Annotated in this window: 10 protein-coding genes; 3 read left to right on the top strand and 7 right to left on the bottom strand. The window is 74.3% G+C overall.

The window, feature by feature from the left end:
* Both GY42_RS11630 and GY42_RS19425 read right to left on the bottom strand, forming a co-directional pair.
* On the bottom strand, positions 1–618 hold the full coding sequence (locus tag GY42_RS11630) for an L-threonylcarbamoyladenylate synthase (RefSeq protein ID WP_046529444.1): 618 nt from the start codon (positions 616–618) through the stop codon (positions 1–3).
* Between the two features lie 79 nt (positions 619–697).
* Positions 698–835 carry a DUF4179 domain-containing protein gene (locus GY42_RS19425; protein ID WP_134851446.1) on the bottom strand — a complete coding sequence of 46 codons (138 nt, stop codon included), beginning with the start codon at positions 833–835 and terminating at the stop codon, positions 698–700.
* 298 nt (positions 836–1,133) lie between these two features.
* On the opposite strand from GY42_RS19425, the gene GY42_RS11625 reads away from it, so the two are divergent.
* Together GY42_RS11625 and GY42_RS11620 are read left to right on the top strand one after the other, a co-directional pair.
* Positions 1,134–1,916, top strand: a complete 783-nt coding sequence (locus GY42_RS11625) for an ABC transporter ATP-binding protein (protein ID WP_046529443.1) — start codon at positions 1,134–1,136, stop codon at positions 1,914–1,916.
* Positions 1,916–4,504, top strand: a complete 2,589-nt coding sequence (locus GY42_RS11620; RefSeq protein ID WP_046529442.1) for an ABC transporter permease — start codon at positions 1,916–1,918, stop codon at positions 4,502–4,504. Before GY42_RS11625 ends, GY42_RS11620 begins: the two co-directional genes overlap by 1 nt.
* A 539-nt stretch (positions 4,505–5,043) precedes the next feature.
* On the opposite strand, the gene GY42_RS19055 is transcribed toward GY42_RS11620, so the two are convergent.
* The 3 genes from GY42_RS19055 to GY42_RS11605 form a co-directional block, all read right to left on the bottom strand.
* Positions 5,044–5,346 (bottom strand): hypothetical protein, encoded by a 303-nt coding sequence (locus GY42_RS19055; RefSeq protein WP_152667286.1) that lies wholly within the window; start codon positions 5,344–5,346, stop codon positions 5,044–5,046.
* Positions 5,347–5,671: 325 nt separating this feature from the next.
* The gene (locus GY42_RS11610) at positions 5,672–7,732 is read right to left on the bottom strand and encodes an elongation factor G (protein ID WP_046529441.1); all 2,061 of its coding nucleotides are present in this window, start codon (positions 7,730–7,732) and stop codon (positions 5,672–5,674) included.
* Between the two features lie 158 nt (positions 7,733–7,890).
* Complete coding sequence (locus GY42_RS11605) at positions 7,891–8,856, bottom strand: FKBP-type peptidyl-prolyl cis-trans isomerase (protein ID WP_046529440.1); 966 nt, start codon at positions 8,854–8,856, stop codon at positions 7,891–7,893.
* Positions 8,857–9,083: 227 nt separating this feature from the next.
* On the opposite strand from GY42_RS11605, the gene GY42_RS11600 reads away from it, so the two are divergent.
* Complete coding sequence (locus GY42_RS11600; RefSeq protein ID WP_082131501.1) at positions 9,084–9,905, top strand: MerR family transcriptional regulator; 822 nt, start codon at positions 9,084–9,086, stop codon at positions 9,903–9,905.
* A 97-nt stretch (positions 9,906–10,002) separates the two neighbouring features.
* Here the strand turns inward: GY42_RS11600 and GY42_RS11595 are convergent, their stop codons facing one another.
* Together GY42_RS11595 and GY42_RS11590 are read right to left on the bottom strand one after the other, a co-directional pair.
* Positions 10,003–11,697 carry an alpha-amylase family protein gene (locus GY42_RS11595; RefSeq protein ID WP_046529439.1) on the bottom strand — a complete coding sequence of 565 codons (1,695 nt, stop codon included), beginning with the start codon at positions 11,695–11,697 and terminating at the stop codon, positions 10,003–10,005.
* Positions 11,694–12,725, bottom strand: a complete 1,032-nt coding sequence (locus GY42_RS11590; protein ID WP_046529438.1) for a TIGR03885 family FMN-dependent LLM class oxidoreductase — start codon at positions 12,723–12,725, stop codon at positions 11,694–11,696. Before GY42_RS11590 ends, GY42_RS11595 begins: the two co-directional genes overlap by 4 nt.
* Between the last annotated feature and the right edge of the window lie 47 nt (positions 12,726–12,772).

The raw sequence follows: 12,772 nt of genomic DNA, 5'->3' as shown, positions 1-12,772 counted from the left end.
TCAGAAACGCGTCGGGTCGCCCGCGCCCTCGCGCACGACCTCGGGCGCGCCCGACGTCCAGTCGACGACCGTGGTGGGGCCGGTGGCGCGCTCGCCGCCGTCGACGACCGCGTCGAGCTGGTCGTCGAGCTCCTCCTTGATCTGCCAGCCCTCGGTCATGGGCCAGTCGTGGCCGGGCATGAGCAGCGAGGACGACAGCAGGGGCTCGCCGAGCTCGCGCAGGATCGCGCACGCGACCGGGTCGTCGGGGATGCGCACGCCCACCGAGCGCTTCTTGGGGTGCGCGAGCCGGCGCGGCACCTCGGGCGTCGCGAGGAGGATGAACGTGTAGGGCCCCGGCGTCGCGGCCTTGATGGCGCGGAACGCGCTGTTGTCGAGGTGCACGAGCTGCCCGAGCTGCGCGAAGTCGGAGCACACGAGCGTGAAGTGGTGCCGGTCGTCGAGGTGCCGGATGCGGCGGATGCGCTCGGCGCCGTCGTGGTTGTCCATGCGCGTGCCGAGCGCGTACATCGAGTCGGTCGGGTAGGCGATCACCGCGTCGTCGCGCAGCATCGCGACGACCTGCGCGATCGAGCGCGGCTGCGGGTCGGTCGGGTGCACGTCGAGGTAGCGGGCCATGGCGTCCAGCGTAGGAGCCGGGCGGTGACGCCGCGCGTGCGCCCGCCGCCCCGGCCGCGGTGCGCGCGCCCGGCCGGGGTCAGCCCCGGCCGACCAGCGTCTCCACGACGGGCAGCCCCAGGTGCGACGCGAGCGCCGGGTTCGCCACGACGCCGAGGACGCTCCCCAGGGCGACCGCCCCCGCGACCGAGCACACACGTCGTAGCAGCGCGAACACCGGGACCTCCGTCTCTGCGGTCCGCCCGTGCGGCGGCGCCGTGCCTCCAGCCTTCCGTCGCGGGCGCCGTCGGGACATCCGGTGCACCCCCGGAACCGACCCCCTGGCTCACCCCACCCCGGTGCGGGGGGTGTCCCCGTCGCACCCGCGAGGTCATCCGACGAATACGGCATAGCGACGCGCTGACCAGGACATACGTCCCCGGGGGTGACCCTGAGGGCGTCCAGGGGGCGTTCAGGGTCAGGCCCGGGGGTTTACCCGGTGTCGCGCGGGGGTCCCGCGGCGGGACGATTCTCGTGTGACCCTCACCGACACCTCGGCGCGCAGCAGCGCGCCCATCGCCACCGCCCGCGGTCTCGTGCGCACCTACGGCTCCGGCCCCACGGCCGTGCACGCCCTCGCGGGCGTCGACCTCGACGTCGAGCGCGGCAAGCTCACCGCGACCATGGGCCCCTCCGGCTCGGGCAAGTCCACGCTCATGCACTGCCTCGCCGGCCTCGACCGCCCCACTGCGGGCTCGGTCGTCGTCGACGGCGAGGAGGTGTCGGCGATGTCCGAGCGGCACCTCACGCGCCTGCGCCGCGACCGCATCGGCTTCGTCTTCCAGGCGTTCAACCTCGTGCCGACGCTCACGGCGCTCGAGAACATCACGCTGCCGCTCGACATCGCGCGCCGCCCCGTCGACCGCGAGCACCTCGACGCGGTGGTGCAGGCCGTCGGCCTCGCGGACCGCCTGCACCACAAGCCGGGCGAGCTGTCCGGCGGGCAGCAGCAGCGCGTCGCGTGCGCACGTGCGCTCGTCACGCGCCCGGCCGTCGTGTTCGCCGACGAGCCCACGGGCAACCTCGACTCGACGTCCGCGCACGAGGTGCTGTCGTTCCTGCGCCGTTCGGTCGACGAGCTCGGCCAGTCCATCGTCATGGTCACGCACGACGCGACCGCCGCGTCCTACGCCGACCGCGTGCTGTTCCTCGCCGACGGCCGGATCGTCGACGAGCTCACCGAGCCCACGCCCGACACGGTCCTCGAGCGCCTCGGCGCGCTGACCCGCCGGCCCGCCGCGCCCGTGAAGGCCGGCTGATGCTGCGGGTGACCCTGCGCGGGGTCCGTGCGCACGCCGTGCGCTTCGCGCTCTCGATCCTCGCGGTCGCGCTCGGCGTCTCGTTCGTCGCCGGCACGTTCGCGCTGCGCACCATGATGTCCGACACGTTCCACGGCATCGTCGACGCGACCGCCCCCGCCGACGCGTACCTGCGCGGTGCGCAGGAGGCGCCCAGCGGTGCCGCACCGGGCGGCGTCGGGGTCGGCGAGGTCCGCACCCCCGTCGCGATCGGGCTGGCCGACGCGGTCGCCGACGTCCCCGGCGTGCGTCTCGCGGGCGCCGACGTGTCCGGGCCGATCGTCCTCGTCGGGGCCGACGGCACGGCCGTGCAGTCCACGCAGGCGCCGTCGCTCGGCATCGCCGCGAACCCCGACGACCCCACGTTCGAGGTCGTCGCGGGCCGCGCGCCCGTCGGCGCGGGCGAGGTCGCGCTCGAGCAGGTGACGCTCGAGTCGTCGGGTCTCGCGATCGGCGACAGCACGCGCGTCGTCGTGTCCGGCGAGGTCCGGGACGTCGAGGTCGTCGGCGAGATCGCCGGCGGCGGGCCCATGGCCGGCGCGACGCTGGTGTTCCTCGACCCGGCCGTCGCCGAGGCCGCCTACGCGCCCGAGGGCCTCGTGCCGACGATCTCGGTGTACGCGCAGGACGGCGTGAGCGAGCAGCAGCTCGTCGAGCGGCTCGACGCGGCGCTCGCGGACGGCACGCTCGGTGCCGACGCGGACGGCGCCGAGGCGGTCGCGGGCGAGACGCTGCGGGCCGACCTGCGGGGCGACATCGACCAGATGCTCGGGTTCGTCACGTCGTTCCTCATGATCTTCGCGGTGATCTCGCTGTTCGTCGGCGGGTACCTCATCTCCAACACGTTCACGATGTCGGTGCGGCAGCGGGTCCGGGAGTTCGCGCTCCTGCGTGCCGTCGGCGCGTCGCCCGCGCAGGTGTTCGCGGTGGTCGTCGGCCAGGCCGTGCTCGTGGGCCTGGTGGGTGCGGCGGTCGGCGTGGCCGGCGGTCTGGGCCTGGTCTCGCTGCTGCGGCTCGTGTTCGAGCAGATGGGCATGGACCTGGTCGGCAGCATCCCGCTCGACGCGACCACGGTCGCCGTGTGCCTCGGCATCGGCGCGGTCGTCTCCGCGGTCGCCGCGGCGATCCCCGGCCGGCGTGCCGCGCTCGTCGCCCCCGTCGAGGCCATGCGCGGCGAGGTCACCGTCCCGGAGCGCTCGCTGCGCGTGCGGGGCCTGGTCGGCGGCGTCGTCGTCGCCCTCGGCGCCGCCGCGGTGCTGTTCGCGGCGCTGCGACCCGAGTCGGGTGCCGCCGAGGGCCTGCTCGGTGCGGGTGCCGGCGTGGTGCTGATCGGCGTGCTCGTCGCGGCGCCCTCGATGTCGCGCGCCGTGGTGCGCGTGCTCGCGGTGCCGTTCGTCAAGGGGCTGCCGCCCGTCGGCCGTCTCGCGCAGGGCAACGTCGTGCGCAACCCGCGCCGCACCGCGAGCACCGCGGGCGCGCTCGTCATCGGCATGGCCCTGGTCGGCGGCGTGTCCGTCATCGCGGCCACCACGCAGGCGTCGCTCGTGTCGACGGTCGAGAGCAGCACGACCGCCGACCTGGTGCTCCGCTCCGCGACGGGCACGATCCCCGCGGGGGCCGTCGCCGACGTGCAGGGACTGTCCGAGGCGGGCCGCGCGGCCGCCGTCACGTTCACGACGGCCGCCGTCTCGCCGGAGCCGGGCGTCGACCCGGGGCCGAAGGACGTCGGCGCGGTGCTCGCGAGCCCGGAGGGGCTCATCGACGGCACCGTGAAGGTCGAGGTCGTCGACGGCGACCCCGCCACGCTCGACGCGACCCACGCGGTCGTCAACGAGCGGGTCCTCGGCAAGGACTGGCGGGTCGGCGACGAGGTCACGATCCGCAGCGCCACGGCCGAGCGGACGCTCACGGTCGGCGCGGTCATCGACACCCGCGTGCTCGGCACGGGCGTGCTCGTCACGCCGGGCGTGCTCGACGAGCTCGCCCCGGCCACGTCGCAGCTCACCGACACGGTGTTCATCGACGCCGCGGCGGGCGTGAGCGCCGCGGAGCTGCGCTCGGCCGTGACCGACGCGGTCGCGCCGTACGTGGTGGTCTCGGTCCAGGACCGCGACCAGTTCGTCGACCAGATGGCGAGCCAGGTCGACCAGCTCCTGGTCATCCTGTACGCGCTGCTCGGGCTCTCGCTGCTCATCGCGGTGCTCGGCATCGTCAACACGCTCGCGCTGTCCGTGATCGAGCGGACGCGGGAGATCGGCCTCCTGCGGGCCGTCGGCCTGGGCCGGCTGCAGCTCGCGGGCGTCGTCACCGTCGAGTCGGTGCTGACCGCCGTGTTCGGCACGGTCGTCGGGCTCGGCGTGGGCGTGGGGCTGGCCTCGGTGCTGCCCCGGGTCTTCGCCGAGGAGGGGCTCGACCGGCTCGTCGTCCCGTGGGGCGGCCTGGCCGCGATGCTCGGCATCGCGATCGCGGTCGGCGTGCTGGCGGCGGTCTGGCCCGGGACGCGCGCGGCGCGGCTGCGCGTGCTCGACGCGATCGCCACGCCCGACTGACGGGCGCGGGCGAGGCGGGGCCGGCGCGGGCCGGGTGCGATGGAGGGAACCGCACCCGGCCCGCCCGGCGTCCGGGGCGGCGCGCCGTCAGGGCTTGTCGGGGTGACGCAGCGGACGTCGGCCGCCGGGAACCGGCAGTGCGAGTCGGCGAGTTCTGCTCTGGTGACGGCACCCAGGTCGACTCCCAGGACGTCGGCGAGCCGCAGCAGGTACACCAGCACGTCCGCCATCTCCTCGCCGGCACGCGCCCGCCGGGCGGGTGCCGAGAACCGCTCGACCGCCTCGTCGGCGGGCACTCACTGGAACAGCTCGGCTCGCTCGCCGACCTCGCCGACCAGCACGAGCACGAGCGACTTCGGGTCGTGGAACTGCTCCCAGTCGCGCTCGCGGGAGAACTCGCGCACGGCCGCCGTCAGGTCGTCGATGTCCGGTACGAGCCCATCACCGCTTGCCCGGTTCGTGGGGAGCGATACGGGAAGTGGGTGGTCGCGCGAGGCAGGGTTGGCGAGCGCTGCAAGGACGCTCGCCTGACACAAGGGTCAACCCACGCTCAGATTCACATACGTACCGACTTTCTCCTCCGGGATTGTGTACGTTCCACGGAAGGTGTTGCCAGTCTTGATCAGATAGAAACCCTCTCCTGGCGGCACCTCGTCCACCGAGAAGCTGAACACGCAACTGTCCTTCTCTTCCCTGACGGCCTTGATTGAACCGCTCGCCACCACAGTTTCGTCGGCACCCAGCACGTCTACCTGTGCGCCGACGTGAAAATCTGTGAACCCACTGGCGACGACGCACTCGTTCGACGTGAATATCTGAGATCCGCCGCGGATCTGCGGCACGTTAGGTGTCCTGATAATGCCCCGGATCACGTAGCTAGACGCTGTAGGTGTCGGGCTCGAGGGCGAGACGGCTGGTGCGGTAGTCGCATCTGCGCAGCCACCCACTAGGAGGATGATGGCAGTAATGCCCGTCGGCGCAATCAATGTCCGCATGCGGTGACACTAGCGCTTTTCCGTCCGGCCTCGCAGGCGGACAGTCACTAAAGCGGCAGGCGCGCGAGGCGCGAACTACCCCTCGTCCTTGGAGGTGAGGCCGCAGCGACATGGGGCTCGGAGGCAGTGCTGAAGGGACCGGCGCAGCCGGGTAGCTGCCCGCCCGGCCGTCTCAGGCCGGCGTCAGGTGCTCCGGGCAGGGCGCGTAGTGGTCGGGCTCGACCGTGACGTCCCCGCGCCCGCCCGTGAGCGAGCGCAGGTCCAGCACGTAGCGGGTCAGCTCGGCCTCCGGCACGGTCGCCTCGACGACGACGTCCCCGTCGTCGCGCGACGCGGTGTCGGTGATGCGCCCGCGCCGCGCGGACAGGTCGCTCATGACGTCGCCCTGCGCGGCGGACGGCACGGTGAGGCGCACGCGGCACACGGGCTCCAGCACGACCGTGCCCGCCGCCGCGAGCGCGTCCCGCAGCCCCGCGGCCGCCGCGGTGCGGAACGCCATGTCCGACGAGTCGACCGCGTGCGCCCTGCCGTCGACGACCTCGACGCGCACGTCCACCACGGGGTACCCGTGCGGGCCGCCCGCGGCCATCGCGTCGCGCACGCCACGCTCGACGGCCGGCAGGTACGAGCGGGGGATCGCCCCGCCCACCACCGAGTCGACGAACGCGAAGCCCTCGCCGCGCGGCAGCGGCTGCACGCGCAGCTGCACGACCGCGAACTGCCCGTGCCCGCCCGACTGCTTCTTGACGCGCCCCTCGGCGGCGGCCTCGTGCGCGATCGTCTCGCGGTAGCCGACCGGCACGTCGGACGTGCGCACGTGCACGCCGAAGACGCGCGCGAGCCGTTCGAGCGCGACGCCCAGGTGCGTGTCGCCGAGGCCGCGCAGCACGGTGCGGCCGCCGACCCGGTCGACCGCGAGCGTCGGGTCCTCGGCCACGAGCCGGGCGAGGGCGGCGGACAGGCGGTCGTCGTCGGACTGCGTGACCGGGTCGAGCGCGAGCGCGTACCCGGCGTGCCGGGCGCGCGGCGGCGGTGCGGTGACGAATGTGCCGGGCGTGCCCCTGGCGGCCAGCAGCGACCCCGCGGGGGTGCCCGTGAGCTTCGCGACCGCGGCCACCTGCCCGGCGACCGCCACGTCGACGGGCTCGTGCTCCTTGCCGCGGAGCCGGAACAGTCCCGGCACGCGCTCCTCGACGCGCGTCGTGGTGTTGACCAGCCGGTCGCCGGGTCGCACCGTGCCGGACAGCACCCGGAACACCGTGACCTGCCCGACGAACGGGTCGGCGACGGTGCGGAACGCGTGCAGCAGCGCGGGGCCGTCGGGGTCGGGCGCGACGGGCACCTCGGTGTCGCCGGCGCGGACCGTGCGGGTCCGCGCGTCGGGGCCGGGGCACAGCGCGCACAGCAGCTCGGCGAGGCGGTCCACGCCGACGCCCGTCGTGCCCGACGCGACCAGCACGGGCACGGCCCGCCCCGCGCAGACCTCGCGCGCGAGCGTGCGCCCGAGCTCGGCGGGCGTCGGCTCGTCGCCCGCGAGGTAGCGCTCGAGCTGGTCGTCGTCGTGCGCGACGATCTCCTCGGTGACCTCCTCGTGCAGGCGGTGCTCCTCGTCCGCGACGTCCGCGGGCAGCGCCTCGTCGTGGTGCCGCCCGTCCGGGTCGTACGCGTGGCCGGCCTCGCTCAGCACGTCCGCGACGCCCGTGAAGCCGGCCTCGTCGCCGAACGGCAGCTCGAGCGGCACGAGCCGCGCGTCGCCGAACGCGGCGCGCAGGTCGTCCAGCACGCGGTGGAAGTCGGCGCGCGCCTTGTCCTCCTTGGTCACGACGACGACGCGCGGCACACCGGCCTCGCCGGCCGCGCGCCACGCCAGGTGGGTGCCCGCCTGCACGCCGTCGACGGCGCTGACCACGACCACCGCGAGGTCGGCGACGGACAGCGCGGCGTCGACGGCGCCCGCGAAGTCGAGGGACCCGGGCGTGTCGAGCAGCGTCACGTCGTACTCGTGGCCGTCGTCGGCGCGCCAGCGCAGGGGCGCCACGCCGAGCGTCAGCGACACGCCGCGGGCGATCTCCTCGGGCTCGTGGTCGCTCACCGTGCTGCCGTCCTCGACGCGGCCCGCGCGGGGGATCGCGCCGGCGCGGTGCAGCAGCGCCTCGGTGAGCGTCGTCTTGCCGGAGCCGGACGCGCCGAGCAGCGCGACCGTGCGGGATCGGGGCGTCGTTGCCTGGTCCATGAGGACCCTCCCACGCTGGAGGTTGTCGTCCCGTCAGCGTAGGACCGGCCGTCGTGCGGCGACAGGACGTGGGTCCCGGTGACCGGGGTGCACGACGACGGGGCCGGGCCGTCCGCTCGTGGTGAGCGGCGGCCCGGCCCCGTGCCGGGTGCTGCGGGTCAGCCCGCGGCGAGGATGTCCACGACGAACACGAGCGTCGAGCCCGCGGGGATCGTGTCGCGCTCGACGTCGCCGTACGCCTTGTCCGGCGGCACGACGAGCAGGACCTGGCTGCCGACCTTCTGGCCGACGAGACCCTCGTCCCAGCCGGTGATGACCTGCTGGACGCCGATCCCGAACGACGCGGGCGCGCCGCGGTCCCACGACGAGTCGAACGGCGAGCCGTCCCACAGCCAGCCGCTGTACTGCACGGTGATGGTCTGGCCGGACTCGACCGCGGGGCCGTCGCCCTCGATGAGGGGCTGCACCACGAGCTCGGTGGGCGCGTCGCCGTCGACGGGCTCGATGGACGGCTTGCCGGTGTCGTCGAGCGTGATGGCGGGCAGGCCCGCGGCCGGCTCGACGGGCGTGCCCACCGCTCGGCTGGGGCGCTTGCCGACGACCTCGCCGACCGCGACCGCGGTCGTGTCGCCCGCGGGCACGGCGAAGGCGAAGCGCGTGCCGACCTTGTTGCCGACCAGCAGGTCGGAGATGACGGCGACGAGCGCGTCGTCGCTCACGACGACCTGCTCGGGCTTGCCGTTCTTCCACGTCGAGGAGTCGACCGTGCCGTCGGTGCCCTTCACCCACACCGAGTCGAGGTCGATCATGTCGCCCGCCTCGATCTCCTCGCCGGTGCCGTCGTCGAGCAGGCGGGCGACCGGCGCGGACACCGTGAACGGCGTGCTGGGCAGCGTGACGGTCGGCTCGGCGCCGACGGCGCCGTCGACGACCACGGCCTCGAGCGCGGCGACGTCCTCGGCGGTCGCGGTCGCGTCGGGGGCGGGGGTCGCCGCCGCGTCGGTGGGTGCCGGGGTCGTCGGGTCGTCGCCCGCCTCACCGCTGCACGCGGCGAGGGTGAGGCTGAGCGCCAGCACCGCGGCGGCGGCGCGCAGCGCTGTGCGGGCGGTGGTGGGGCGTCGCACGAGGGGTCCTCCGGGGGTTGCGGGGTGCCGCCGCGAGGTGCGCGACGACCCAGGCACGGTACGTGACGGACCTGGGAGGTGCCCAGGACGTCCATCCACGAATCGTTTCGGCGGACGGGGTCGGGACGCGCGCGGACCGCCTCGGCGGGCGTCCGCGGACGCGCGTCGCCGGGTCCCGGCCCGGGGCCGCTTGCCTCTGCCACGGTGTGAGGGTGTGCGGTGACGACATGGATCACGACGGCAGGTTGCTGCGGATCGGCGCGTTCTCGACGCTGTCCCGGATCAGCGTGCGCATGCTGCGGTACTACCAGGAGCACGGCGTGCTCGAGCCGGCCGCGGTGGACCCGTTCACGGGGCACCGCTGGTACCGGGCCGAGCAGATCGCCGACGCCCACCTGGCGGTGCTGCTGCGCGACGCGGGGTTCGGGGTCGAGGCCATCGCGGACCTCCTGGCGTCGACGGGTGATCCCGCCGGGGTCGAGGCCGCGGTCGCCGCGCAGCGTGCGGAGCTCGCACGCCGCGCGGACGACCTGCGGTCGCAGCTGACGGCCCTGGACCGTGTCAGCACCGCACTGGGAGGACGCACCATGCACGACGTCACGCTCACCACCTTCCCGCCCGCCGTCCTGGCGGGCCTGCGCCGGGTCCTGCCCGGCTACTCCGACGAGGGCCTGCTGTGGCAGGAGCTCATGCCCCTGCTCGGGCGCGCCGGTGCCGTCCCGGCGCCCGACGCGACGGCCGGCGCCACGTTCCACGACCCCGACCACCGCGAGAGCGACGTGGACGTCGAGGTGTGGATCGAGGTCGCCGCGCCGTTCGAGCCGGTCGCGCCGCTGACGTGCCGCACCGAGCCGGCGCGCGAGGCGGCGGTCGCGACGCTGCGCGGCGACTACGCGGGCGTCGGCGACGTCATGGCGTCGCTCGGCGCGTTCGTCGCCGAGCGCGGCCTCGAGACGGGCCCGATGTTCAACGTCTACCGGGTGGGGCCGCAGCAGAGCCCCGACCCCGCGGACTGGGTCACGGACGTGTGCCTGCCGGTCGTGCGCTGACGCGGCTCGCCGAGCCGGGCGACCGCCGTCGGCCGTGCGGGGGCGCCGCCGTCGTCCGGCGGCACCCCCGCACGCGTCGTCGGGCCGGCCTCGCGCCTCAGAGCAGGCGGCGCGAGTCCGGGTGCACGACGCGCAGCCACCGCCACCCGTACCCGTCGAGCTCGACCTCGACGCGGCCCTTGTCGTCCGGCACGTGCTCGTCGTCCTCCAGGAGGTCGATGAGCCGGCACGTGCCGTCGGTGTCGGGCAGGTGCAGCGGCACGCGCACGGCCTCGGGGCCGAGGTTGTGCAGCGCGACGGTCGACGCGTCCTGCCACGTCGAGCGGTGCGCGAGCACCGAGCGGTGCGGCTGGTCGAGGATCTCGACCGCACCCGTCCACCCCAGCTCGGGGCTCTCGCGGTAGCGCCGCGCGAGCTTCTGCACGAAGTTCAGCAGCGAGTCCGGGTCGCGGCGCTGGTCCGACACGTTGACGTGCGCGGGCCCGAACGCGCCCTCGGTCACGGGCCCGGCCAGGCGCGACGGCGCGGCGTCCGAGAACCCGCCGTTCTTCCCCGACGTCCACTGCATCGGCGTCCGCACCGCGAGCCGGCCCTTGGCGGCGAGGTTCTCGCCCATGCCGATCTCCTCGCCGTAGAACAGCACGGGCGTGCCCGGCAGGGTGAACAGCAGGCTGTAGACCATGCGGACGCGGCGCGGGTCGCCCTGCACCATCGGCGGCAGGCGGCGTCGCAGGCCGCGGCCGTAGAGCTGCACCTCCTCGTCGGGGCCGAACGCGTCGAACACCTCCTGCCGCTCGGCGTCGCTCAGCTGGTCGAGCGTCAGCTCGTCGTGGTTGCGCACGAACGTCGCCCACTGCGCGTCCGACGGGATCACGGGCCGGGACTCCAGCACGTCGGCCAGCACGCGCGCGTCCTGCCGCGCCAGCGCGAGGTACATGCGCTGCATGAGCACGAAGTCGAACTGCAGGTTCAGCTCGGCGCCCTCGTGCTCGCCGTCGTCGTCGTGGTCGCCGAAGAACAGCCGCTGCTGGTCGTACGGCAGGTTGACCTCGCCCATGAGGATCGAGTCGCCCGTGCGCCGCGAGAGGAACGCGCGCAGCTGCTGCAGGAACTGGTGCGGGTGGTCGACGTCGTCGCCCCGGCCGTTCGCCGCGTCGGCCAGGAAGAACGGCACCGCGTCGACGCGGAACCCGTCCAGCCCCAGCTGCGCCCAGTAGCCCACGACCTTCGCGATCGCGTCCCGCACCTGCGGGTTCGCGGTGTTGAGGTCGGGCTGGTGGCGGTAGAACCGGTGCCGGTACCAGGCGCCCGCCTGCTCGTCGTACGTCCAGATGCCGTCCTCCTTGTCGGGGAAGACGACCTCGTCGGACGTGTCCGGCGGCGGGTCCTCGCGCCACACGTACCAGTCGCGGTACGGGCTGTCCTCGGACCGGCGTGCGGCACGGAACCACGGGTGCCGGTCGGACGTGTGGTTGACGACGAGGTCCGCGATGACACGGATCCCACGGTCGTTCGCGGTGCGGATCAGCTCGACGAGGTCGCCGCCGTCGCCCAGGCGCGGGTCGACCGCGTAGTAGTCGGTGATGTCGTAGCCGTCGTCGCGGTCCGCCGTCGGGTAGAACGGCATGAGCCACAGGCACGTCACGCCGAGCTCGGCGAGGTGGTCGATGCGCTGCACGAGCCCGGGCAGGTCGCCGATGCCGTCGTCGTCCCAGTCCATGTAGGTCTCGACGTCGAGGCAGTAGATCACCGCGGACTTCCACCACAGGTCGCCGGTGTCACGGATCCTCACGCGCGCACCGCCTGCAGCGCGGGCAGCAGGTGCTCGGCCGCCATGTCGACGAACGCCTCGAGCGACGACGACGGCGCCGTGCGGACCTCGGTCGCGTCGGGGTGCTTCTCGTCGGACCGCACGACGTCGGTCGCGACCTGGTGCAGGTAGACCGCGTCGAATCCGATCTCGGCGAGCTCGACGAGCCGGTCGGCCAGTCGCCGCGGGTCGTGCTCGACCAGGACGGACGTGCGCAGCACGTCGTCGCTCACCTTGTCGGCGATCGCGTCGAACGCCTCGGGCGTGTCGAGGTCCCACGCGACCGGCGGGCCGATCGCGTTGCCCGCCCACTGCTGCCGCGCGAGGCGCAGAGCCTCGTCCTCGCTCGGCGCGAACGACACGTGCACCTGCAGCGACGCCTCGCCGCGGCCGCCCGCGTCGCGGTACGCGCCGAGCACGCGGCGCAGCGTCTCGGGCGGCTGGTTCACGGTGACCAGCCCGTCGGCCCAGCGCGCGTGGTTCGCGGCCGTCGCCTCGCTGACCGCCGGGCCGACGAGCAGCGGCTTCACGTCCGGCAGCGTCCACAGCTTCGCGCGGTCGACCGTCACGAGACCGTCGTGCGTGACCTCCTCGCCGTCGAGCAGCGCGCGGATCACCTCGACGCACTCGACCAGCCGCGCGTCGCGCACCGGCTTGGGCAGCCAGCCGTCCCCGGTGATGTGCTCGTTCATGTTCTCGCCCGAGCCCAGCGCGACCCAGAACCGCCCCGGGTACATCGCCGCGAGCGTCGCCGCCGCCTGCGCGACGATCGCCGGGTGGTACCGCTGACCCGGCGCGTTGACCACGCCGAACGGCAGCCGCGTCGTCGCGAGCGCCGAGCCCAGCCACGTCCACGCGAACCCGGAGTGCCCCTGGTGCGCCGACCACGGCGCCCAGTGGTCGCTGCACATCGCGGCGTCGAAGCCGCGCTGCTCCGCGAGCTGCGTCGCCGCCAGCAGCGCGGAGGGATGGACCTGCTCGTGGGAGTTGTGGAAGCCGACGCGCACCATGCGCCCCTTTCCTACCGGCTGGACGCGCGACCCGCTCGTCGAGCGCC

Origin of the sequence: Cellulomonas sp. FA1, from assembly GCF_000986825.1 — a bacterium.
In the GTDB taxonomy this organism is placed as follows: domain Bacteria; phylum Actinomycetota; class Actinomycetes; order Actinomycetales; family Cellulomonadaceae; genus Cellulomonas; species Cellulomonas iranensis.
The sequence above is the reverse complement of the archived record's forward strand: the minus strand, read 5'-3'. Positions and strand labels throughout refer to the sequence as shown.